At 61.2% G+C, this 22818-nt stretch carries 25 protein-coding genes; 10 read left to right on the forward strand and 15 right to left on the reverse strand.

Annotated elements, in window-relative coordinates:
* Nucleotides 1-118: 118 nt before the first annotated feature.
* The 6 genes from ICY20_RS21645 to cysG are packed head-to-tail and all read left to right on the forward strand — an operon-like array spanning nt 119 to nt 7621.
* Nucleotides 119-2527 (forward strand): DNA translocase FtsK, encoded by a 2409-nt coding sequence (locus ICY20_RS21645; protein WP_159957743.1) that lies wholly within the window; start codon nt 119-121, stop codon nt 2525-2527.
* A gap of 54 nt (nt 2528-2581) precedes the next feature.
* Complete coding sequence (gene lolA / locus ICY20_RS21650; RefSeq protein WP_159957741.1) at nt 2582-3205, forward strand: outer membrane lipoprotein chaperone LolA; 624 nt, start codon at nt 2582-2584, stop codon at nt 3203-3205.
* A gap of 27 nt (nt 3206-3232) precedes the next feature.
* A complete protein-coding gene (locus tag ICY20_RS21655) occupies nt 3233-4555 on the forward strand; it encodes a replication-associated recombination protein A (protein ID WP_194938558.1) in 1323 nt (440 codons plus the stop codon).
* Nucleotides 4555-4929, forward strand: coding sequence for a fluoride efflux transporter CrcB (crcB, locus tag ICY20_RS21660; protein ID WP_159957737.1), 375 nt, complete (start codon nt 4555-4557; stop codon nt 4927-4929). The genes ICY20_RS21655 and crcB overlap by 1 nt, the downstream gene beginning before the upstream one ends.
* 16 nt (nt 4930-4945) lie before the next feature.
* Complete coding sequence (serS, locus tag ICY20_RS21665; RefSeq protein ID WP_194938559.1) at nt 4946-6226, forward strand: serine--tRNA ligase; 1281 nt, start codon at nt 4946-4948, stop codon at nt 6224-6226.
* Complete coding sequence (gene cysG, locus ICY20_RS21670; protein ID WP_194938560.1) at nt 6227-7621, forward strand: siroheme synthase CysG; 1395 nt, start codon at nt 6227-6229, stop codon at nt 7619-7621. It abuts the gene before it with no gap.
* 114 nt (nt 7622-7735) lie between these two features.
* Here cysG and ICY20_RS21675 read toward each other — a convergent pair whose 3' ends face one another.
* From ICY20_RS21675 to tusD, 6 genes are all read right to left on the reverse strand, one after another.
* Nucleotides 7736-8731, reverse strand: a complete 996-nt coding sequence (locus tag ICY20_RS21675; RefSeq protein WP_194938561.1) for a glutathione S-transferase family protein — start codon at nt 8729-8731, stop codon at nt 7736-7738.
* A gap of 88 nt (nt 8732-8819) precedes the next feature.
* On the reverse strand, nt 8820-9821 hold the full coding sequence (locus tag ICY20_RS21680) for a glycosyl transferase family protein (RefSeq protein WP_159957731.1): 1002 nt from the start codon (nt 9819-9821) through the stop codon (nt 8820-8822).
* Complete coding sequence (locus ICY20_RS21685; RefSeq protein ID WP_194938562.1) at nt 9818-10153, reverse strand: TusE/DsrC/DsvC family sulfur relay protein; 336 nt, start codon at nt 10151-10153, stop codon at nt 9818-9820. The genes ICY20_RS21680 and ICY20_RS21685 overlap by 4 nt, the downstream gene beginning before the upstream one ends.
* Nucleotides 10150-10428: a sulfurtransferase complex subunit TusB gene (gene tusB, locus ICY20_RS21690; protein ID WP_159957727.1), complete on the reverse strand. Its 279-nt coding sequence runs from the start codon at nt 10426-10428 to the stop codon at nt 10150-10152. Before tusB ends, ICY20_RS21685 begins: the two co-directional genes overlap by 4 nt.
* Nucleotides 10428-10778, reverse strand: a complete 351-nt coding sequence (gene tusC, locus ICY20_RS21695; protein ID WP_122489804.1) for a sulfurtransferase complex subunit TusC — start codon at nt 10776-10778, stop codon at nt 10428-10430. Before tusC ends, tusB begins: the two co-directional genes overlap by 1 nt.
* A gap of 1 nt (nt 10779) precedes the next feature.
* A complete protein-coding gene (gene tusD / locus ICY20_RS21700; protein WP_194938563.1) occupies nt 10780-11172 on the reverse strand; it encodes a sulfurtransferase complex subunit TusD in 393 nt (130 codons plus the stop codon).
* Nucleotides 11173-11329: 157 nt separating this feature from the next.
* Here tusD and ICY20_RS21705 point away from each other — a divergent pair, with 157 nt between their 5' ends.
* Nucleotides 11330-12493: a CaiB/BaiF CoA transferase family protein gene (locus ICY20_RS21705; RefSeq protein ID WP_194938564.1), complete on the forward strand. Its 1164-nt coding sequence runs from the start codon at nt 11330-11332 to the stop codon at nt 12491-12493.
* A gap of 106 nt (nt 12494-12599) precedes the next feature.
* On the opposite strand, the gene ICY20_RS21710 is transcribed toward ICY20_RS21705, so the two are convergent.
* The gene (locus ICY20_RS21710) at nt 12600-13094 is read right to left on the reverse strand and encodes a SprT family zinc-dependent metalloprotease (RefSeq protein WP_122490033.1); all 495 of its coding nucleotides are present in this window, start codon (nt 13092-13094) and stop codon (nt 12600-12602) included.
* 129 nt (nt 13095-13223) lie between these two features.
* Nucleotides 13224-13826 carry a Yip1 family protein gene (locus ICY20_RS21715; protein WP_122489801.1) on the reverse strand — a complete coding sequence of 201 codons (603 nt, stop codon included), beginning with the start codon at nt 13824-13826 and terminating at the stop codon, nt 13224-13226.
* Between the two features lie 372 nt (nt 13827-14198).
* Between ICY20_RS21715 and ttcA the strand changes: the two genes are divergently transcribed.
* Nucleotides 14199-15023 carry a tRNA 2-thiocytidine(32) synthetase TtcA gene (ttcA, locus tag ICY20_RS21720; RefSeq protein ID WP_194938565.1) on the forward strand — a complete coding sequence of 275 codons (825 nt, stop codon included), beginning with the start codon at nt 14199-14201 and terminating at the stop codon, nt 15021-15023.
* Between the two features lie 67 nt (nt 15024-15090).
* The gene (locus tag ICY20_RS21725; protein ID WP_135291986.1) at nt 15091-15762 is read left to right on the forward strand and encodes a DNA-3-methyladenine glycosylase I; all 672 of its coding nucleotides are present in this window, start codon (nt 15091-15093) and stop codon (nt 15760-15762) included.
* A gap of 125 nt (nt 15763-15887) precedes the next feature.
* On the opposite strand, the gene ICY20_RS21730 is transcribed toward ICY20_RS21725, so the two are convergent.
* From ICY20_RS21730 to arsC, 3 genes are read right to left on the reverse strand one after another with little or no spacing between them, the layout of a single operon-like run.
* Nucleotides 15888-16295, reverse strand: coding sequence for a DUF2069 domain-containing protein (locus ICY20_RS21730; RefSeq protein ID WP_159957717.1), 408 nt, complete (start codon nt 16293-16295; stop codon nt 15888-15890).
* Nucleotides 16279-16893 carry an NAD(P)H:quinone oxidoreductase gene (wrbA, locus tag ICY20_RS21735; protein WP_194938566.1) on the reverse strand — a complete coding sequence of 205 codons (615 nt, stop codon included), beginning with the start codon at nt 16891-16893 and terminating at the stop codon, nt 16279-16281. Before wrbA ends, ICY20_RS21730 begins: the two co-directional genes overlap by 17 nt.
* Nucleotides 16890-17243, reverse strand: a complete 354-nt coding sequence (gene arsC, locus ICY20_RS21740) for an arsenate reductase (glutaredoxin) (RefSeq protein WP_159957713.1) — start codon at nt 17241-17243, stop codon at nt 16890-16892. The genes wrbA and arsC overlap by 4 nt, the downstream gene beginning before the upstream one ends.
* Before the next feature lie 116 nt (nt 17244-17359).
* Between arsC and ICY20_RS21745 the strand changes: the two genes are divergently transcribed.
* Complete coding sequence (locus tag ICY20_RS21745) at nt 17360-17821, forward strand: TlpA disulfide reductase family protein (protein WP_159957711.1); 462 nt, start codon at nt 17360-17362, stop codon at nt 17819-17821.
* A 156-nt stretch (nt 17822-17977) separates the two neighbouring features.
* On the opposite strand, the gene ICY20_RS21750 is transcribed toward ICY20_RS21745, so the two are convergent.
* The 4 genes from ICY20_RS21750 to ICY20_RS21765 all read right to left on the reverse strand — a co-directional run bounded on the left by ICY20_RS21750 (nt 17978) and on the right by ICY20_RS21765 (nt 22659).
* Nucleotides 17978-18382 (reverse strand): META domain-containing protein, encoded by a 405-nt coding sequence (locus ICY20_RS21750; RefSeq protein WP_159957709.1) that lies wholly within the window; start codon nt 18380-18382, stop codon nt 17978-17980.
* Entirely contained in the window at nt 18379-18819 is a 441-nt protein-coding gene (locus ICY20_RS21755) for a hypothetical protein (RefSeq protein WP_105522798.1), read from the reverse strand. The genes ICY20_RS21750 and ICY20_RS21755 overlap by 4 nt, the downstream gene beginning before the upstream one ends.
* 71 nt (nt 18820-18890) lie before the next feature.
* A complete protein-coding gene (locus tag ICY20_RS21760; protein WP_159957707.1) occupies nt 18891-19880 on the reverse strand; it encodes a 2-hydroxyacid dehydrogenase in 990 nt (329 codons plus the stop codon).
* A 25-nt stretch (nt 19881-19905) separates the two neighbouring features.
* Complete coding sequence (locus tag ICY20_RS21765; protein WP_159957705.1) at nt 19906-22659, reverse strand: response regulator; 2754 nt, start codon at nt 22657-22659, stop codon at nt 19906-19908.
* Between the last annotated feature and the right edge of the window lie 159 nt (nt 22660-22818).

A 22818-nucleotide genomic window follows, 5' to 3' on the forward strand; every position in this document is an offset into this window, starting at 1 on the left:
TCGCCCGGTGTTAAAAGTAGAGTCAACGACGCTCGTTCATTTTTCAGCTGCTCGGATTGGGCAGTATTTGCAGTCATTCAGTCGATGGACGCGCTAAAGGCGCAGGAATAGACCCGTTTTGAAGAAATCCGCCGCAACACCTAAAGCAGCAGTCGTGCCGGCCTGGCGCCAGCACCTGCATTACCGACTCAAGGAAGGCGCGCTGATCGCCATTGGCGCCCTCTGCCTGTTCCTGATGATGGCCTTGCTCACCTATGGCAAGGACGATCCGGGCTGGAGCCACAATAGCAAGATCGAAGACGTGCAGAACTTCGGCGGCCCCGCCGGTTCCTACAGCGCCGACATTCTATTTATGGTGCTAGGTTACTTCGCCTACATCTTCCCGCTGTTGCTGGCCATCAAGACCTGGCAGATTTTCCGCCAGCGTCACGAGCCGTGGCAGTGGAGCGGCTGGTTGTTCTCCTGGCGCCTGATCGGCTTGGTGTTCCTGGTGTTGTCTGGTGCGGCGCTGGCCCATATCCATTTCCATGCACCCACTGGCCTGCCGGCCGGTGCGGGTGGGGCGCTGGGTGAAAGCCTCGGCGACCTGGCGCGCAAGACCCTGAATATCCAGGGCAGCACCCTGATGTTCATCGCCTTGTTCCTGTTCGGCCTTACCGTGTTTACCGACCTGTCGTGGTTCAAGGTGATGGACGTGACCGGCAAGATCACCCTCGACCTGCTGGAACTGTTCCAGGGCGCCGCCAACCGTTGGTGGGCGGCCCGGGTTGATCGCAAGCGTATGGTGGCCCAACTGCGCGAGGTGGACACTCGCGTCAACGAAGTGGTGGCCCCAACCACGCCGGACCGCCGCGAGCAGGCCAAGGTCAAGGAGCGTCTGATCGAGCGTGAGCAGGCCCTGAGCAAGCACATGTCGGACCGCGAGAAGCAGGTGCCGCCGGTGATCGCCCCGGCACCGCCTAAAGCGCCCGAGCCCAGCGCCCGCGTGCAAAAAGAGAAACAGGCGCCGTTGTTTGTCGACAGCGCCGTCGAAGGCACCTTGCCGCCGATCTCGATTCTCGACCCGGCCGAAAAGAAACAGCTCAACTATTCCCCGGAGTCGCTGGCGGCCGTCGGCCATCTGCTGGAAATCAAACTGAAGGAATTCGGCGTCGAAGTGACCGTGGACTCGATCCACCCAGGCCCCGTGATTACCCGTTACGAGATCCAACCGGCCGCGGGTGTCAAAGTCAGCCGTATCTCCAACCTGGCCAAAGACTTGGCCCGCTCCCTGGCCGTGACCAGCGTGCGTGTGGTGGAAGTGATACCCGGCAAGACCACCGTCGGTATCGAGATTCCCAACGAAGATCGCCAGATCGTGCGCTTCTCCGAAGTGCTGTCGACGCCCGAATACGACAACTTCAAATCGCCGGTCACTCTGGCCCTGGGCCACGATATCGGCGGCAAGCCGGTGATCACCGACTTGGCGAAAATGCCTCACCTGCTGGTAGCCGGTACCACCGGTTCCGGTAAGTCGGTGGGTGTGAACGCGATGATCCTGTCGATCCTGTTCAAGTCCGGCCCGGAAGACGCCAAATTGATCATGATCGACCCGAAGATGTTGGAGCTGTCGATCTACGAAGGCATTCCGCACCTGCTGTGCCCCGTCGTGACCGACATGAAGGACGCCGCCAACGCCTTGCGCTGGAGCGTGGCCGAGATGGAGCGTCGCTACAAACTGATGGCAAAAATGGGCGTACGTAACCTGTCGGGCTTCAACGCCAAGGTTAAAGAGGCCCAGGACGCCGGCACGCCGCTGACCGACCCGCTGTACAAGCGCGAAAGCATTCACGACGAAGCACCGCTGCTGAGCAAGCTGCCGACTATCGTGGTGGTGGTCGACGAATTCGCTGACATGATGATGATCGTCGGCAAGAAGGTTGAAGAACTGATTGCCCGTATCGCCCAGAAGGCGCGGGCCGCAGGTATCCATTTGATCCTCGCTACTCAGCGCCCTTCGGTGGACGTGATCACCGGCCTGATCAAGGCGAACATTCCAACGCGCATGGCGTTCCAGGTGTCGAGCAAGATCGACTCGAGGACCATCATCGATCAAGGCGGCGCCGAACAACTGCTGGGCCACGGTGACATGCTCTACATGCCGCCGGGCACCAGCCTGCCGATTCGTGTGCACGGTGCATTTGTTTCCGATGATGAAGTGCACCGTGTGGTTGAAGCCTGGAAGCTACGTGGCGCGCCGGAATACAACGACGACATCCTCAACGGCGTCGAAGAGGCCGGCAGCGGCTTCGAGAATGGCGGTGGTGGCGGTGACGACGATGCTGAAACCGACGCGCTGTACGACGAAGCCGTGGCCTTTGTGCTCGAAAGCCGTCGCGCCTCGATTTCCGCAGTGCAACGCAAGCTGAAAATCGGCTACAACCGCGCCGCACGTATGATCGAAGCCATGGAACACGCTGGCGTTGTGACCGCAATGAATACCAACGGCTCGCGCGAAATCATCGCCCCCGGGCAGATGCGCGACTGATCTCGTGCCGCGTGGCAGCACGCGGCACGCCTTAACGACTCAATGAGGACTCCCATGCGTCTTATCCGCATGCTGTTGTTGCCGGCACTGGCCCTGACTGCTGTTTCGGCTCACGCTGACCCGGCTTCCGTTGCCAGCCTGAAAAACCTGTTGGACAAGTCCCAGACCCTGACCGCGCGTTTCTCCCAGCTGACACTGGACGCCGGTGGCACCCAGTTGCAGGAAACCGCAGGCGAAATGGCCGTGCAGCGCCCTGGCCTGTTTTACTGGCACACCGAAGGCAAGGCTGAGCAGACCATCGTGTCTGACGGCCAGAAGGTTACTCTGTGGGACCCTGACCTGGAGCAGGCGACCATCAAAAAGCTCGACCCGCGCCTGAACCAGACCCCGGCGCTGCTGCTGTCGGGTGATGTGTCGAAAATCAACGACAGCTTCGACATCACCTCCAAGCAAACCAGCAACGTGATCGAGTTCACCCTCAAGCCCAAATCCAAGGACACGCTGTTTGACACGCTGTCCCTGTCGTTTGGCAACGGCGTCATCAACAACATGCGCCTGGTTGACAGCGTCGGCCAGCGCACCGATATCCTGTTTTCCGGGGTCAAGGCCAACGTGCCTGTGCCTGCGTCCAAGTTCAAGTTCGACATCCCCAAGGGTGCCGACGTGATCCAGGAATAATCTAGCCAGAGGTTTCAAGCGCTGCCCATGGATCTGTTTCGAAGTGACCCGATTGCCCAGCCCCTGGCCGCGCGCTTGCGTTCGACCAACCTGGATGAGTACGTCGGGCAAGAACACCTGCTCGCAAGGGGCAAGCCCCTGCGCGAAGCCCTGGAGCAAGGTGCGTTGCACTCGATGATTTTCTGGGGGCCGCCAGGAGTAGGCAAGACCACCTTGGCGCGGTTGCTGGCGAAAGTCTCGGATGCACACTTCGAAACGGTCTCGGCGGTACTCGCCGGGGTCAAAGAGATCCGCCAGGCGGTGGACGTCGCCAAACAGCAGGCCGGGCAGTATGGCAAGCGCACCATCCTGTTCGTTGACGAAGTGCATCGTTTCAACAAGTCGCAGCAGGATGCGTTCCTACCGTATGTGGAAGACGGCACGCTGATATTCATCGGCGCGACCACCGAAAACCCCTCGTTTGAACTCAACAACGCCTTGCTCTCGCGGGCGCGGGTCTATGTGCTCAAGAGCCTTGACGAAGCAGCGATGCAAAAGCTGTTGCACCGCGCGTTGAGCGAAGACAAGGGCCTGGGCAAGCGCCAGCTGACGGTCAGTGATGAAGGTTTCAAGATCCTGCTGACCGCCGCCGATGGCGATGGCCGGCGTTTTCTCAACCTTCTCGAAAACGCCTCCGATCTGGCCGAAGACGGTAGCGAGATTGGCGTCGACCTGCTGCAAAGCCTGTTGGGCGACACCCGCCGTCGTTTCGACAAGGGCGGCGAAGCGTTCTACGACCAGATCTCGGCGTTACATAAATCCGTGCGCGGCTCCAACCCGGACGGTGCGCTGTACTGGTTTGCCCGCATGATCGACGGCGGTTGCGACCCGTTGTACCTGGCCCGCCGCGTGGTGCGCATGGCCAGTGAAGACATTGGCAACGCTGACCCGCGCGCGCTGAGCCTGTGCCTGGCGGCGTGGGACGTGCAAGAGCGCCTCGGCAGCCCGGAAGGCGAGTTGGCGGTGGCGCAGGCCATCACCTACCTGGCCTGTGCGCCGAAAAGCAACGCGGTGTACATGGGCTTCAAGTCGGCATTACGTGCCGCCGCCGACTACGGTTCGCTGGAAGTGCCGCTGCACTTGCGCAACGCCCCGACCAAACTGATGAAACAGTTGGGTTACGGCGATGAATACCGCTATGCCCACGATGAGCCGGACGCCTATGCGGCCGGCGAAGACTACTTCCCCGATGAGCTTGAGCCGCTGGCGCTCTATCAGCCGGTGCCCCGTGGCCTGGAGCTGAAGATTGGTGAAAAGCTCAATCACCTCGCCCAACTCGATCGACTCAGCCCCAAGCAGCGGAGAAAGTAGTGCTCAAGACGATTCTTGCCGTGTCCGCAGCCGGCATCGCTGGTACATTATTGCGTTTCGCCACTGGTACTTGGGTCAGCGCCAACTGGCCGAAGCATTATTATGCGGCGACCCTGGCCGTGAACCTGGTGGGCTGCTTGATCATCGGGTTGTTGTACGGCTGGTTCCTGTTGCGCCCGGAAGTGCCGATTGAGATTCGCGCCGGCTTGATTGTCGGCTTTGTAGGCGGTCTGACGACCTTTTCATCCTTTTCACTGGACACGCTGCGCTTGCTGGAAAGCGGGCAAGCCTTGATTGCCTTCGGGTACCTGGGCATCAGCGTGTTCGGCGGGCTGCTCGCTACCTGGGCTGGCCTGTCCTTGACCAAACTTTGATAAACGAGAGACCGACATGCTCGATTCCAAACTGTTACGTAGCAACCTTCAGGACGTAGCGGACCGCCTGGCATCCCGTGGCTTTGCCCTGGATGTTGCGCGCATCGAAGCGCTGGAAGAACAGCGCAAGACCGTCCAGACCCGCACCGAAGCACTGCAGGCTGAGCGTAATGCCCGTTCCAAATCCATCGGTCAGGCCAAGCAGCGCGGCGAAGACATTGCGCCGTTGATGGCAGACGTTGAGCGTATGGGCACCGAGCTGTCCGACGGTAAAGTCGAGCTGGAAGGTATTCAGACCGAGCTGGATTCGATCCTGCTGGGCATCCCTAACATCCCACACGAATCCGTGCCGGTTGGCGCAGATGAAGACGACAACGTCGAAGTGCGCCGTTGGGGTACGCCAAAAGCCTTTGATTTCGAGGTTAAAGACCACGTTGCCCTGGGCGAATTGACTGGCGGCCTGGATTTCGAAACCGCCGCCAAGATGTCCGGCGCACGTTTCTCGTTGCTGCGTGGCCCGGTGGCCCGCCTGCACCGCGCACTGGCGCAGTTCATGATCAACCTGCACACCGCCGAGCACGGCTACGAAGAAGCCTACACGCCATACCTCGTGCAGGCGCCTGCGCTGATGGGCACTAGCCAACTGCCGAAATTCGAAGAAGACCTGTTCAAGATCAGCCGCGAAGGCGAAGCCGACCTGTACCTGATCCCGACGGCCGAAGTGTCGCTGACCAACATCGTGTCGGGCGAGATCCTCGACGCTAAAGAGCTGCCGTTGAAGTTCGTGGCCCACTCCCCGTGCTTCCGTAGCGAAGCCGGTGCCTCGGGTCGCGATACCCGCGGCATGATTCGCCAGCACCAGTTCGACAAAGTGGAGATGGTGCAGATCGTCGAGCCGTCGACTTCGATGCAAGCGCTGGAAGGCCTGACCGCCAACGCCGAGCGCGTCCTGCAACTGCTGGAACTGCCGTACCGCGTGTTGGCGCTGTGCACCGGCGACATGGGTTTCAGCGCCGTGAAGACCTACGACCTCGAAGTGTGGGTGCCAAGCCAGGACAAGTACCGCGAGATTTCGTCGTGCTCCAACTGCGGTGATTTCCAGGCCCGTCGCATGCAAGCGCGTTTCCGTAACCCGGAAACCGGCAAGCCGGAGCTAGTGCACACCCTCAACGGTTCGGGCCTGGCTGTAGGCCGTACCCTGGTGGCCGTGCTGGAAAACTACCAGCAGGCTGATGGCTCCATCCGTGTACCTGAAGTGCTCAAGCCGTACATGGCGGGCGTTGAGGTCATCGGTTAAATGGAATTTCTGCCGCTGTTTCATAACCTGCGCGGCAGTCGTGTGTTGGTCGTCGGTGGCGGGGAGATTGCCTTGCGCAAATCCCGGCTGCTGGCCGACGCCGGCGCGTTGCTGCGGGTGGTTGCTCCCCAGATCGAAGACCAACTCAATGAGTTGGTGCTGGGCAGTGGCGGGGAATTGATTCTGCGCGGTTATCAGGAGGCCGACCTCGACGGTTGCACCCTGGTAATCGCGGCAACCGACGACGAGCCGCTGAACGCGCAAGTGTCCAGCGATGCCAAGCGCCGTTGCGTTCCGGTCAACGTGGTGGATGCGCCGGCCCTGTGCAGCGTGATCTTCCCGGCAATTGTCGACCGCTCGCCCTTGGTGATTGCGGTGTCCAGTGGCGGCGATGCGCCGGTGCTGGCGCGCTTGATCCGCGCCAAGTTGGAAACCTGGATTCCGTCCACCTACGGCCAGCTGGCGGGGTTGGCGGCGCGTTTTCGTGCCCAGGTCAAAGGTTTGTACCCGGATGTGCAGCAACGTCGCGCGTTTTGGGAAGAGGTTTTTCAGGGGCCGATTGCCGATCGGCAGTTGGCCGGGCAGGGCGCCGAAGCCGAGCGCCTGTTGATCGAAAAGGTCAATGGTGCGCCGCCCTATGCGCCAGGTGAGGTGTACTTGGTAGGTGCAGGGCCGGGTGACCCGGATCTGTTGACCTTCCGCGCCTTGCGCCTGATGCAGCAAGCCGATGTGGTGCTGTACGACCGCTTGGTAGCGCCTGCGATTCTCGAGCTGTGCCGCCGTGATGCCGAGCGCGTCTACGTCGGCAAGCGTCGCGCAGACCATGCTGTGCCCCAGGACCAGATCAACCAGCAATTGGTGGACCTGGCCAAGCAAGGCAAGCGCGTGCTGCGCCTCAAGGGTGGCGACCCGTTTATCTTTGGGCGGGGTGGAGAAGAGATCGAGGAACTGGCGGCCCATGGCATCCCGTTCCAAGTGGTGCCGGGCATCACGGCGGCCAGTGGTTGCGCGGCGTATGCCGGGATTCCGCTGACCCACCGCGACTATGCGCAATCGGTGCGTTTCATCACTGGGCATTTAAAGGACGGGACGTCGGACCTGCCTTGGCATGACCTGGTGGGACCATCGCAGACCCTGGTGTTCTACATGGGCTTGATTGGCTTGCCGATCATCTGCGAACAGCTGATCAAGCATGGGCGTGCGGCAGATACGCCGGCAGCGTTGATCCAGCAGGGCACTACGTCCAACCAGCGCGTGTTTACCGGCACGCTGGCGGACTTGCCGCGCATGGTGGCGGAGCATGAAGTGCATGCGCCGACACTGGTGATCGTGGGTGAAGTGGTGGTGTTGCGCGAGAAGCTCAAGTGGTTTGAAGGCGCTCAGTCCCAAATCTGAGCCTTTTAAAAGCATCGGGAGCAAGCCCCCTCCCACATTTTGACCGCGCCGCCTGTCAAATGTGGGAGGGGGCTTGCCCCCGATGAGGCCCTCAATCACCGCCCATCTTTTGGATCAGTCCCAGACACCCTTGGTGCTCAACCGACCCCTATCATACTTACCATCAAACCCCTGCAACGGCCCCTTCGGCACAATCCCCGTCGGATTGATCGTACGATGGCTGGCATAGTAATGCCCTTTGATGTGTTCAAAATCCACCGTCTCGGCCACGCCCGGCCACTGATACAACTCCCTTAGCCAGTTCGACAGGTTCGGATACTCCGCAATCCTGCGCAAATTGCATTTGAAGTGCCCGTAATACACCGCGTCAAATCGAATCAGCGTGGTGAACAGGCGCACATCGGCTTCGGTCAGGTATTCGCCGGCCAGGTAGCGATGGTCACTCAGGTGCTGTTCCAGATAATCCAACTCGGCAAATACATCATCAAACGCACTTTCATACGCCTGCTGCGAAGTGGCGAAGCCTGCGCGGTATACGCCGTTGTTCACCGCGGGGTAGATGCGCTCGTTTAGCGTGTCGATGGTGCCACGTAGCGGCTGCGGGTAGAAATCCAGGGTGTTGCCAGTCAGCCCGTTGAACGCGCTGTTGAACATGCGGATGATTTCCGCCGATTCATTGCTGACGATGCGATTGAGCTTTTTGTCCCACAACACGGGCACTGTCACGCGGCCGGTGTAGTCGGCAGTGTCAGCCGTGTAGCGTTGATGCATGAAGGCAAAGTCGTCGAGGGCGTCACCGCTGGAGCCGTGAGCTTTGTCGAAGGTCCAGCCGTTTTCCAGCATCAACCAACTGACCACCGACACGTCGATCAGGCCTTCCAGGCCCTTGAGCTTGCGCATGATCAGCGTGCGGTGAGCCCAGGGGCAAGCGAGGGACACATACAAGTGGTAACGACCGGCTTCGGCCTTGAAGCCACCTTCGCCGCTGGGGCCAGGCGCGCCGTCGGCGGTCACCCAGTTGCGGCGTTGCGCCTGTTCGCGCTGGAAAGCGCCATCTGCGCTACTTTCGTACCACTGGTCTTTCCAGTGCCCTTCGATCAGCAAACCCATGACTGGCTCCTCAACTATTAAGCGTTGGAAGCCAGTCTAAAGGGATAGGTTCGATTTAAAAGCGCAAAGACTGCGGGTGAATTATCGATTAAATCGATTTGTCTCGCGCGTCCCAGTATTGCTGGGCCACAATGAAGGCTTGTTCCCGTGAGTGACCCAAGCCGCGCAATGTCAGCGCCATCGTGGCAATCAGTGCCAGTTGCGGGTAGCTGTCCTCGACGTCGCCACGCCACAGTGCTTTCAAGTGCTCGGGCTCCAAGGCCGCCGGCTTGACATGACGCTGAGCGGAGAGCGCGGGCCATTCCTCATCCCAGCTTTCGCCGCCAGTGGTGCCATACAGGTGGCTTGTGGCGTCGGGGTTGATCTCGATTTCGCCGCCGTCGCCTTTCACCACAATCACGTTGTCGCCCAGCAGGCCGCTGGCATCGCGATGCACACCCTGATAACCGGGGTGGAAAATGCTTTGCAGGCCCAGGCGAGCATTCAACGGGTTAAGCAGGCGCGCCAAAGAATGGATTGGCGAACGCAGGCCGAGGGTGTTGCGCAAATCGATCATGCGTTGCAACTGCGGTGCCCAGTCGCCCAGCGGGATAAACGCCAGATTGCCCTGTTCGAAGGCGCTTTCTACCTGCTGCCAATTGCGGCACAGCGGGATCTGCAAATATTCCAGCAGTTGTTCGGTGTACAACCGGCCCGCCGTGTGGGCGCCGCCGCCGTGCATCAGGATGCGCACACCGTTTTGCGCCAGGCACTTGGCCGCCAGCAGGTACCACGGCAGGTGGCGTTTTTTGCCCGCGTAGGTTGGCCAGTCCACATCCACGTTCAGTGACGGGGCATCGAGGCGTTCGCGCAAGGCCTCGGTGAAGCCGGCGAGTTCTTCCGGGCTTTCTTCCTTGTGGCGCAACAGCATCAGGAAGGCGCCGAGTTGGGTGTCTTCGACTTTTTCGTCGAGCAGCATGCCCATGGCTTCGCGGGCTTCCTCGCGGGTGAGGTTGCGCGCGCCGCGCTTGCCTTTGCCCAGGATGCGCACGAATTGCGCAAACGGGTGCTCGGCAGGGGTTTCAAGGGTGAGCGGGGCAAAGTCGGTCATAAGCAATTCGTCGGCCTGGGCAGGCCCGCCAGCTTGGCGGCGAGTTTGGCGGGAGTGCCGTTGAACAGTTTGTTGAGGTGCAGGCTGTTGCCCTTTTCCGGGCCCAGCTTCAAGGAGGTGTACTTGATCAGCGGGCGCGTGGCCGGGGACAGCTGAAACTCAGCGTAGAAGCCGCGCAGCAGGTCGAGGATTTCCCAGTGGTCGGGCGTCAACGCCAGCGGTTCGGCGGCGGCCAGGGCATTGGCGACTTCGACGGACCAGTCGTTCAGGTCGACGAGATAGCCGTCCTTGTCCAGCTCATAGGTGCGTTCGCCTACGGTCAAGGTGTTCATAGCCAGCTGTTGACCTTGTCGTAGTCGAGCGACAGTTGCACGAAAGCGGGGTAGTCCACGCTGTCGGCCCAGTCGGGTAAGGGCAGGTTGCGCGCCTGCATGTCTTCGGCCAGCACAAACACTTTCACGCCCTTGGTGTGCAGGGCGGGGGCGTGTAGCCCGTAGGCGCCGTCGCCGCACAGCAGGATCGCGTCCTCGGCGCCGCAGATACGCAGGCAGCTGTCGAGGCGACTGTCGGAAAACGGCGAGTGAGACACCACATGTAAAGTCGACATCAGAGGGTAATCACCTGATCGTAGCGGTCAATCAATTGGGAAATAGCCTCGTTGCTCAACGGTTGCGCCTCGGTGGGCGGCGTCAAGCCACGCACGGCCATGCTGTGGCGGCAGACAAATACATCGTCGATGCCGAACAGCCCCAATGCTTGCAGGTTGGCGCTGAGGTCCTTTTGTTGCACGGCCTTGGCGTTCTGGTGCGGTGCGAGTTGGAACACGCCGTCGTCCATGAACAGCAAGCCGATGGGCAGATCAAACGCGCCGCCGGCCAGCACGATATCCAGCGCTTCCCGCGCACTTGGCCCCGACCACGGCGCCTGACGGCTGATCACTAATAAGGATTTGGACACGTCATGGCCCTCCAAAACAGATCAGGCGGTCGGCGGTCTGCGCGGCATCATGCAATTGGCCTAGGCCCGACAACGCCCACGGCGCGTCCAGGTTCACGGCGCTACGCTGGTAACGAGCGGCTTCTTCGCTATTGAGCACACCACGACGCAAGGCCGCAGCGATGCAGACCACACCGTCAAGCTGGTGCTGGCTGACAAACTCGCGCCATTGACGCGCGACATCTTGCTCATCCTGAGGGGCGACGATGTTATTGGACGCGGCGTACACGCCGTCCTGATAGAAAAACAGCCGCACAATCTCATGCCCACCGGCCAACGCCGCCTGGGCAAACAGCAGGGCGCGGCGCGAGGAGGGCGCATGGGCGGCACTAAACACTGCAATCGCAAACTTCATGGAACACTCTGCAAGCAAACGTGGGCCAATGATAAAGCCGCCGCCGTGAAAAAGCCCGCCGTGATCAAAACAGTCACTGTCACTGAACGTTCTGACGATTGCCGGTAGGACCAAGGCTGCCTAGTCTGTGGGCAACCGAAACGGAATTGGAGTGCCCATGTCTGGCCCCTTGGCGTCCCTTAAAGTATTGGATTTCTCTACGCTGCTGCCCGGCCCGTTTGCATCCTTGATGCTGGCGGACATGGGCGCCGAGGTGCTGCGTATCGAATCGCCCACGCGCATGGACCTGCTGCGGGTGCTGCCGCCCCACGACCAAGGTACATCGGCCAGCCATGCGTACCTCAACCGCAACAAGCGCAGTTTGGCGCTGGACCTCAAGCAAGCTGAGGCAGTGGAGATTGTGCGCGCGTTGGTCAAGGACTACGACATTGTCCTGGAGCAGTTTCGGCCCGGCGTGATGGAGCGGCTGGGTCTGGGCTATGAGGCGTTGAAGGCGATCAATCCCCGGTTGATTTATGTCTCGATCACCGGTTACGGCCAGACCGGCCCCTACAAGGATCGCGCCGGTCACGATATCAACTACCTCGCGTTGGCCGGCATAGCCAGCTATACGGGGCGCCAGGACAGCGGGCCGGTGCCGTTGGGCGTGCAGGTGGCGGATGTGGGCGGTGGTTCGTTGCATGCGGTGGTGGGGTTGCTGGCGGCTGTGATTGCTCGGCAGCACAGCGGCGTCGGCCAATACCTTGATGTCAGCATGACGGATTGTTCGTTCAGCTTGAACGCCATGGCGGCCTCGGGTTACCTGGCTTGCGGGGTGGAGCCTGGGCGGGAAGGACATGTATTGAACGGCGGCAGTTTCTACGATTACTACCGCACGCGCGATGGGCGTTGGATGTCGGTAGGCAGTCTGGAGCCAGGGTTTATGCTGCAATTGTGCGACGCATTGGGGCGCTCTGACTTGGCGGCGCTGGGATTGTCGCCGCAGCTTAAGATTGCGCTCCAAGTTGAGTTTGAAAAGCGCAGTTTCGATGAGCTGTGTGAATTGTTTGCCGCAGTGGATGCCTGTGTCGAGCCGGTGCTGAGCTTGAGCGAGGCGGTGGAGCATCCGCAATTGAAAGCGCGGGGGTTGGTCAGCCAGGTGCCGCGCGGCGATGGCTCGACTCAGGCGCAGTTGGCTTGCCCGCTGAAGTTTTCTGATGGTCTGCCGGAGCCAAGGCATATTGGGGTTGCGGTGGGGGCGCACAGTGATGAGGTGTTGGTGGAGTTGGGGTTCAGTGCTCAGCGGATAGAGCAATTGCGGCAGACCAAGGTGGTTGGGTGACTGGTCTGGTGCTATCGGGGGCAAGCCCCCTCCCACACTGATCATCGGTACGGTCAAAATGTGGGAGGGGCGGTGCGACGATTCGACTTGCCCCCCGATGAGGCCCTCATTCCACCCGAGTTTCCCCGGTAAACACCAAGGTTTGCCGACACCGCCGACACAAATACCGCCGCCCCTGACCCACCAACCCATGGCGCTGCGCCGAAAACGGGAAGTCGCTGTCTGCACACGGACACCGGTAGATATAGCGGGTCACCTGGCGACGCTTCACTTCATAGGTATGGCAACGATCAGGCGGCAGCTCGTACACCCCGCGCATGATCAATTGCCATTCCTCGCCATGGGGCTGAATGCGCTCACCAAACAATTGGTGGGCAATTAAATGCGCCACTTCGTGGGCCACGGTCTGTTTCAGGAAGTGTTGGCTGTTTTCACGGTACAACTGTGGGTTGAAGCGCAGCAGGTTCTCATGCAAATGCGCGACACCGGCCTTCTGGCCCCGCAGCTTGAGGCTGACCTGGGGGCGTTTGAAGCTTCGTTTGAAAAAGGATTCGGCTTGCAGGTAACAATCTTCGACGCGGGTATTGAGTTGCTCGGGCATGCTGTACATATCTCCAGAGGTGCCCAGTATGCCGCAAAGCCGGGTGTTTCCGAATCTGTCAGGCGCCGAATGGTCATGTATGACGCACAAAGCCACCTTGCGGTGGCCCTGCGCTCTGGTTGAAACCGCTTAGTTGGTGTAGATCGGCCCTACGCCCAGCCCCCAGACGATCACGGTAAACGCCATGATCGCCACCAGTACCACGAGGCCTACAGCCAGTACCGAGCTGGAAAACAAAAAGCCTTCGTCCGGGTCAATGCTCATAAAGGTCGGCAGCCCCACGTATAGCAGGTACACCGTGTAGCAGATCGCCGCCGTGCCCACGACCATGCCTAGCCACATATGCGGGTAAAGCGCCGCCAGCCCGCCGATAAACAGAGGGGTCGCGGTGTAGGTGGCAAAGGCCACGCAACGCGCCATGCTGGGGTTGGCGTCGTAAGTACGTGCCATCCAGTGAATGAACGCACCCATCACCGCGACGCCGCCGAGCATGGCCGCGTAAGACATGATGGTCATCCACAGCGCGCTTTCCTGGGTCAGCATGACCGGTGAGCGGTTGCCGATGACCCAGCCAACTTGAGTGGTGCCGATAAAGGCTGATACGGCGGGGATCGCCGCGAGAATCAGCGTGTGAGTGAGGTACATGTGGCTGATGCTTTCTTCTTTATCGCCACGGATTTCCCGCCATTCCTGGTCGGGATGGGTAAAAAGCCCCACGACGTGATGGATCATGCCAGTCACTCCTGTCGTAATTACCATCGCCCCCCATCGGAGCGCCCACGGGCCAATTGGCCTCAAAGGTCTGGATAGATGTGCGACCTCTAGTCGCAGTATAGGAACGTATGACCGGAATGACTGTAGGGCCTTTAGAGCGAATTGCGCTGTAAACGTTGGGCTTAATCGCGCTGAGGCCTGTCGGGACTGCCACGGTCGATGGGGGAGCTGGCTTGCCTGCGATCGGGGTGGGGCAGCCAGCTCATCTGTTTCTGACCCGACGCCATCGCAGGCAAGCCAGCTCCCACATTGGATCGGCGTCGCTCATTGAAGTATTTTTGCGTAAAATGCCCCGCTTTTCGTCACACACCTTTTGCGGATCCAAGCGCCATGGGCACTCTTACGGTCAACCAGAACAAACTGCAAAAACGCCTGCGTCGCCTGGCCGGTGAAGCGGTCGCCGACTTTAATATGATCGAGGACGGCGACAAGGTCATGGTCTGCCTTTCCGGCGGAAAAGACAGCTACACCATGCTCGATGTGCTGCTGCACCTGCAAAAGGTCGCGCCGATCAAGTTCCAGATCGTCGCCGTCAACATGGACCAGAAACAACCGGGTTTCCCCGAACACGTGCTGCCGGCCTACCTTAAGGAGCTGGGCGTCGAGTACCACATCGTCGAGAAAGACACCTATTCGGTGGTCAAGGAGCTGATCCCGGAAGGCAAGACCACCTGCTCACTCTGTTCGCGCCTGCGCCGCGGCACGCTCTACACCTTCGCCGACGAGATCGGCGCGACCAAAATGGCGCTGGGGCATCATCGCGACGATATCGTCGAGACCTTCTTCCTCAATATGTTCTTCAACGGTTCCCTCAAGGCCATGCCGCCCAAGCTGCGCGCCGATGACGGGCGCAACGTGGTGATCCGCCCACTGGCGTATTGCAACGAGAAGGACATCCAGGCCTACTCCGACCTCAAGCAGTTCCCGATCATCCCGTGCAACCTGTGTGGCTCCCAGGAAAACCTGCAGCGCCAAGTGGTCAAGGACATGCTGCTGGACTGGGAGCGCAAGACCCCGGGCCGCACCGAGAGCATCTTCCGCAGCCTGCAGAACGTGCAGCCGTCGCAGCTGGCCGACCGCAACCTGTTCGACTTTACCAGCCTCAAGATCGATGAGAGCGCCGCGTCGCGCTTCGTCAATGTAGTGAACCTCTAAGGTTCTTCAACGCTCTGAAAGACGGCGCTCATGGGCGCCGTTTTCATTTCAACCCCCAGGAGAGGGCATGCGCGATTACAAATGGCTGCACGAATATTGTCTGAACCGTTTCGGTTCTGCGGCCGAGTTGGAGGCCCACCTGCCGGTGCCGAATACTCCCGCGCAGTTGCGCAAGATCAGCGATGACCGCTACCTGTCGACCCTGGCCCTGCGGGTGTTTCGCGCTGGCCTCAAGCACAGCGTGGTGGATGCCAAGTGGCCAGCGTTCGAGAAGGTGTTTTTTGGTTTTGATCCAGAAAAGGTCGTGCTGATGGGCGCCGAGCACCTGGAGCGATTGATGCAGGACACCAGCATCATCCGCCACTTGGGCAAACTCAAAAGCGTGCCGCGTAATGCGCAGATGATTCTGGACATTGCCCAGGAGAAGGGCAGCTTCGGTGCGTTTATCGCCGACTGGCCGGTGACCGATATCGTGGGGTTGTGGAAGTACCTGAGCAAGCACGGCCATCAGTTGGGCGGGCTGTCGGCGCCGCGCTTTTTGCGCATGGTGGGCAAGGATACGTTTGTGCCGAGTTATGACGTGGTGGCGGCATTGAATGCACAGAAGATCGTCGACAAGGCGCCTACGAGCCTGCGGGATTTGGCGACGGTGCAAGGGGCGTTCAACCAGTGGCATGCCGAGAGTGGGCGGCCGATGTGCCAGTTGTCGATGATGCTGGCTTACACCGTCAATCATTGAGACCGAGGTGATACCTTCGCGAGCAAGCCCGCTCCCATATTTGACCGATTTCCGTCAGTTGAAATGCGGTCAAATGTGGGAGCGGGCTTGCCCGCGAAGGCTGCCTGACAGGCACTACAGTTCTATCAGGCCTCAGCGAGTCGCCGAGTCAGCTGATGCCGCCAGCGCACATACAGCAATGCCGTGCAAAACACCGCCAAACTCGCCAGCATCTCCAGCACCCCGAACCACTGCCGGTTCGGGTCATACGCCGCCAACGCGCCTTTGATGAAATACAAGTTCACCACAAAGCACATCCATGAATGCCCGCGCGCACTGCCCAGCAGCATACCCGGCGCGAGCACCAGCAGCGGCACCAGTTCGATGACCAGAATCACCCACGGCCGCGCACCGTGCAGGTCGGCGACGAACAGGTAGTACACGCACAACAACCCCACCAGGCCCACAAATGCCAGCAGGCTCAATGCACGTGCCACCTTGACCCGAGGCTCCAGCCACGCCTGGGGTGGCAAGACCTTAGGCTTTCTGGCCACGGCCGCTCTCCAGCAGGGTAGCGGTGCTCGCCAGGCGCAGGCCCAGGGCGCGGCACAGGGCGATCTCATGTTGGTCGAGCAGGCGCTTGCCATCCGGCCCGGCGTGGTGGCTGGCGCCGTAGGGCGTGCCGCCGCCCTGGGTGTCGAGCAGGGCTTGTTCGCTGTAGGGCAGGCCCGTGATCAGCATGCCGTGGTGCAACAACGGCAGCAGCATCGACATCAATGTGGTTTCCTGGCCGCCGTGCAGGCTGGCGGTGGAAGTAAACACCCCGGCCGGCTTGCCGACGAGGGCGCCGGTGAGCCACAGGTTACTGGTGCCGTCGATAAAATACTTGAGCGGCGCCGCCATGTTGCCAAAACGGGTCGGGCTGCCGAGGGCCAGGCCTGAGCAGTTCTTAAGGTCATCCAGGCTGGCGTAGAGTGCGCCTTCGTCCGGGATGCTTGGCGCAACGGCTTCGCACTCGGTGGAGATCGCCGGCACGGTGCGCAGGCGCGCTTCCATTCCGCCTTGCTCGATGCCCCGGGCAATCTGCCGGGCCATTTCGCTCACCGAGCCATGGCGGCTGTAATACAACACCAGCACATACGGGGTCGTCACGGCAGGATCTCCAGCACGTTCTCCGGCGGGCGGCCAATGATGGCTTTATCGGCGGTTTCCAGGATTGGGCGCTCCATCAACTTCGGGTGCTCGGCGATGGCGGCGATCAGTTGTGTTTCGGTCAGGCTCGCGTCGGCCAGGTTGAGGGCTTTGTATTCGTCTTCGCCGGTGCGCAGCAATTGCCGAGCGCTGAGGCCCAGCTTGGCGAGCAGGGCCTTTAATTGCGCGGCGTCCAGCGGGGTTTCCAGGTAGCGCACCACCGTTGGGGTGAGGCCACGGGCTTCGAGCAGTTCGAGCGCACCGCGGGATTTCGAGCAGCGCGGGTTGTGATAAAGCGTCAGATCGGTCATGTGCGGGTCGCATCTTGCGTAAGGTGGCGGGTATTCTACCCGCGCAGCGACCCGCCCTTAAACCGTAAGAGGCGATAGGTCGCAGCCAACGTTCATTTTTTACGAAGGAATACCCCATGACCAGGCAATTGATCGGTGCATTAGCGATCATCACCACCCTGCTGCTCAGCGGCTGCGGTAACGATTACGGCGTAGACCAATACGGCCAGAAAGTCGCGGCTGAACGCCTGGATAAACAGTGGGTGGTAGTCAACTACTGGGCCGAATGGTGCGGCCCGTGCCGTACGGAAATCCCGGAACTCAATGCCTTGGCAGAGCAGCTCAAAGGGCAGGGCGTGGGCGTGTTCGGGGTTAACTTCGACAATGTGCAGGGTGAAGAGCTGAAAGCGGCCAGCGAGAAACTGGGCATCAAGTTCACCGTACTGGCGCAGAACCCGGAGGTGATCTTTGATATTCCCCGCAGCGAAGCGTTGCCGGTGACCTACATCATTGATGACAAGGGCAAGGTACGCGAGCAGATGATGGGGGAGCAGACGGCGGAAGGTGTAATCGCCAAACTCAAGGCCTTGCGCGGTTAAAGCAACACCGCTAATCAAATGTGGGAGGGGCGGTGCGACGATTCGACTTGCTCCCGATCGCGGTGTGTCAGCTACAGATAAGCTGACTGATACACCGCCATCGGGAGCAAGCCCCCTCCCACATTTTGACCTCGCCCAATCCTGAGATTGGCGTTGTCAGCCCTCTTCAAGCCACAAGCGAATCGGCTTGCCTTCAGCGGGCCAGAAACGGGTTTGCTCGATCGGCGAAATATCCCAGCGTTGCACGCCTTGCAGCGCCTGGAAGAAGCGGTGCTCCTGCTCCATCAACGCCTCGGCGCAGAGTTTGCGGGTGCTGCCGATCTTGCCAAAACTGAGCGTGTCGCCGTCGAGGGTGTACGGCGCGAACCAGTGGTTGCAACCGCCGTTGCCGTAGGCGCGACCATCCGAACCCAGGGTGACGGTCAGGTGCGCGTAGTCCATCAGCGGTCGCTCGCCGATCCATTCCACCACGTAGCTGTGATCCTGCTTGAGCTTGACCGGATCGCCGGCGCAACCGGTGAGGCCGGCACCGAGGGCGGCGAGCAGAAGCAGGCCTTTCATTGCGCGGCCTGCTGGCATTTCGGGCAGCGGTGCTTGTCGCCTTCGCTGGCCCAGCCGAGCTCTTTGATACGTGCGTTGGCAGCCGGTTGCAGGGGCTCTTTGGTCAGCTTGGTTTCCACCGCGAATTCAAACTCCAGCACGCTGTCGCAGCTGTCGCAATTGACCTTCCAGGTGTGAATCTCCAGCTCGCCGAATTTGGGCCCCTGGGCCATGGCGACCCACTGGCCTGCCGGGCGGATGGAGTAGCGCGCATCGCCTTCGACGGTCAAGCGCATCGACAGGGTTTTACTGCCGCGCAGGGTGACGATCAAGACGTCGCCGTGTTTGATCGAACCACCGTTGCCGGTGACCTGGTAACGGCCCGGCACCAGGGCGCGGCATTCGATCAGGGTGTGTTGCGGGCTCAGCAAGCTGAAGCGGAAATCGTGTTCGGCCATGGATCCTCCAAATAGGCGCGGCATCCTATCACGGGTGCCTGCCCATCATGCGCCTGGTATGTGACCACTGATCATCCTTCGACGAGGTTCTGCGCCCGGCCATCAGCCCATGCCGCGATGTTGCCCAGGGTAGTGCCCGCAATCGCCGAAAGGGCTTCGTGGGTGAGGAACGCCTGGTGGGCCGTGATGATCACGTTGGGGAAGGTCAGCAGGCGCGCGAGCACGTCGTCTTGCAGGGGCAGGTCGGAGCGGTCCTCGAAGAACAGCTGGGCCTCCTCTTCATACACATCCAGCCCCAGGTAGCCGAGCTGGCCGTCTTTGAGTGCTTCGATCAGTGCCGGGGTATCTACCAGGCCGCCGCGTCCGGTATTGATCAGCATCGCGCCAGGCTGCATATGAGCCAGGGAACTGGCATTGATCAGGTGCTTGCTGTCGGCGGTGAGCGGGCAGTGCAGGCTGATGATCTGCGCCTGGGCCAGCAGCTCGGGCAGGCTCACGTAGCGGGCGCCGAGTGCCAGCACCTGCGGGTTGGGGAAGGGGTCGTAGGCCAGCAACTGGCAGCCGAAACCGGCCATGATCTTGGCGAAGGTGGCGCCGATCTGGCCGGTGCCCACTACACCGACTGTCTTGCCCACCAGGTCGAAACCGGTGAGGCCGTGCAGGCTGAAATCGCCGTCGCGGGTACGGTTGTAGGCGCGGTGCAGGCGGCGGTTAAGGGCCAGGATCAGCGCCACCGCGTGCTCGGCTACGGCGTGGGGCGAGTAGGCCGGCACGCGCACGATGGTCAGGCCCAGGCGCTTGGCGGCGGCCAGGTCTACATGGTTGTAGCCCGCCGAGCGCAGGGCGATCAGCCGCGTACCGCCTTTGGCCAGGTGTTCCAGCACCGGGGCGCTGAGGTCGTCGTTGATAAAGGGGCAGACCACCTCGTGGTGCTCGGCCAGGGCCACGGTGTCGAGGTTGAGCCGGGCTGGCTGGAATTGCAGTTCGACGCCGGGCGGTAGGGGCTCGCCGAGAAAGCTGTCGCGGTCGTAGGTTTGGCTGCTGAAGAGAATGACGCGCATCAAAGACTTCCTTTTTTTGATGAATTCAAGCGCTGACCCGTGCCTCACCGGCCAGCCGCGTTATAGCAATGTCCAGTTCATCCAATGCGGCCAGGGCCTTGGCGTCGTCTTGCTTGAGCAAGGTTTCGGCCCGCTGGCAGGCGGCGCGCAGTTGCGGCACGCCGCAGTAGCGGGTGGCGCCATGCAGGCGGTGCACGCGTTCGATCAGAGCGTTGTTGTCATTGGCATCGCGGGCGATGGCGATCGCCAGGCGGTCGGCTTCCAGGGAGGCCAGCAGCATGGCGAGCATATCGGCGGCCAAGTCGGCCTTGCCGGCAGCCAGGCGCAGACCCTCTTCGTGATCCAGTACCGGCAGTTGCACGCCGGTGCCTGCGGCGTCGAGTGTTCGGTCGGGGCTCTGATTGCGCAGGGCCAGGCCGGTCCATTTCAATACCACTTGGGCCAATTGCCGTTCGCTGATGGGTTTGGTCAGGTAATCGTCCATGCCGCTTTGCAGCAAGGCGCGCTTTTCGTTGGCCATGGCGTGGGCGGTCAGGGCGACCACGGGCAGAGGCGTGCCGTTGCGCTCGCTTTCCCACTGGCGGATCACTTCGGTGCTTTGGCGCCCATCCATGCCGGGCATTTGCACGTCCATCAGCACGAGGTCGAAGGTGTCCTGCTTCACTGCGTCGACGGCGGCATAACCGCTTTCTACCGCACGCACCTGAGCACCCATGTCTTCCAGCAGGGTTTGCACCAGCAGCAGGTTTGCCGGGTTGTCGTCCACGCACAATACGCGCGGTGCCCGACTGGACAGCGGCTCGCCTGGTTCGCTGCGCGACGGGCGCGGGCTGATCAGGTCGGACAGGGCCCGACGCAGCTTGCGGGTGCACGCCGGCTTGGCCTGGAGTTGGCTGTTGGGGTTGGGCACCGACTGGTTGAACAGCATTTGTTCGGTGGTGGGGCAGAGCACCAGCACCTTGCAGCCCAGGTGTTCCAGGTCCCATAAATGTTGATTGAGGCGCTCGGGTGGAATGTCGTTGGCCGTCACGCCGAGCACGGCGAGGTCGATGGCCTGCTCGGTCTGATGGGCACTGGTGATGCCGTTGGTCAGGCTTTCGAGGGTGTTGAACGGCGTCACTTGCAGGCCACAGTCCTCCAACTGATGTTGCAGGGCCTGGCGCGCAAGCTCGTGGTTTTCCAGCACGGCCACGCGATGGCCCAGCAGTGGGGCGCTGGGCAGGTCTTCAACATCGTCGCGGGTCTTGGGCAGGTTCAGGCTGATCCAGAATTCCGAGCCTTCGCCCGGTGTACTGTCGACGCCGATTTCACCGCCCATCTGTTCGATCAATCGCTTGGAGATCACCAGCCCCAGGCCTGTTCCGCCCGGTTGGCGCGACAGCGAGTTGTCGGCCTGGCTGAACGCCTGGAACAGTGCGCGCACATCCTGGCTGGAGAGGCCGATGCCGGTGTCCTGCACGCTGATGCGCAGTTGCACGCTGTCTTCCTGCTCGTCCTCGATCATCGCGCGGGCCACGATGGTGCCTTCGCGGGTGAACTTGATCGCGTTGCTGATCAGGTTGGTGAGGATCTGCTTGAGGCGCAGCGGGTCGCCCACCAGTGCCAGCGGCGTGTCGCGGTAGACCAGGCTGACCAGTTCGAGCTGCTTGGCGTGGGCGGCGGGGGCGAGGATGGTCAGGGTGTCTTGCAGCAAGTCCCGCAGGTTGAAGGGGATGCTGTCGAGCACCAGTTTGCCGGCCTCGATCTTCGAGAAATCGAGGATCTCATTGATGATGCCCAGCAGGTTGTCGGCGGATTTTTCGATGGTGCCCAAGTAGTCGAGCTGGCGTGGCGTGAGCTCGCTTTTTTGCAGCAGGTGGGTGAAACCGAGGATGCCGTTGAGCGGCGTGCGGATCTCGTGGCTCATGTTGGCCAGGAACTCCGACTTGATGCGGCTGGCTTCCAGGGCCTCTTTGCGCGCCAGGTCCAGCTCGATGTTCTGGATCTCGATGGTTTCCAGGTTCTGGCGCACGTCTTCGGTGGCCTGGTCGATGCTGTGCTGCAATTCTTCCTGGGCGTTTTGCAGGGTCTCGGCCATGCGGTTGATGCCCGAGGCGAGATGGTCCAGTTCCTGGCTGCCCAAAGGGGGCAGGCGGGTTTCCAGGTTGCCGTCCTTGAGCTGGGCCACGGCTTGCTTGATCAGGCCAATCGGCGAGTTGATGGTGCGGCTGATGCGCAACGCCAGCGCCGCGGTGCAGACCAGGCCGATGGCGATCAACAGCAGGCTGGCGAACAGGCTGCGGTAGCCGCGCAAGAGCATGCCGTTGTGGGACAGTTCCACTTCGACCCAGCCCAATAGGCGGTCGGATTCGTCAGGGATCAGGTCGCCGGCCAGATTGCGATGGCGGCCAAACACGGGCAGCAGATAACGGGTGGCATCATTGCCGGTGCGTTGCAGCAGGTGGGAACTATTGCCGATGGGCGGCGGGTTGAGCATCGTCGGGCCGGCGTGGGCCAGCGGCGCGCGGTCTGGGCCGAGGAAGGCAACGGTGCGTACGTCCTGCTGTTCCAGGGACTGGGTGGCGATGCGTTCGAGCAGGTCGGTGTTGCGTGCGCTCAGGGCGGGCGCCACCAGCGGGGCGAGTTGCTCGGCGATCATTTCGCCGCGTTGCAGCAGTTGGGTCTGCAATTCCGAAAGCTGCATCCAGGTGAAATAGCCCCCCAACAACAGGGCCATCAGGCTGGTCGGCAGTAACGTCAGCAACAGTACGCGGCCTTTTATCCCCATTCTTCTCAGCACGCCATTCTCCCGCCACCACCGTGTTATCAATGAATTGCGCAGGCGTCCGGCCCGCGCCACCTGCGCAGTGTAGCCATTTGCGCGGCGTGGAATCTTGCAAATTAACGTCGGGCCGCAATCTTCGGGCCACCGGGCGCCGGATGGCGATTGCCTGCGGCA

The sequence above is a fragment of the Pseudomonas pisciculturae genome, from assembly GCF_015461805.1.
GTDB lineage: Bacteria > Pseudomonadota > Gammaproteobacteria > Pseudomonadales > Pseudomonadaceae > Aquipseudomonas > Aquipseudomonas pisciculturae.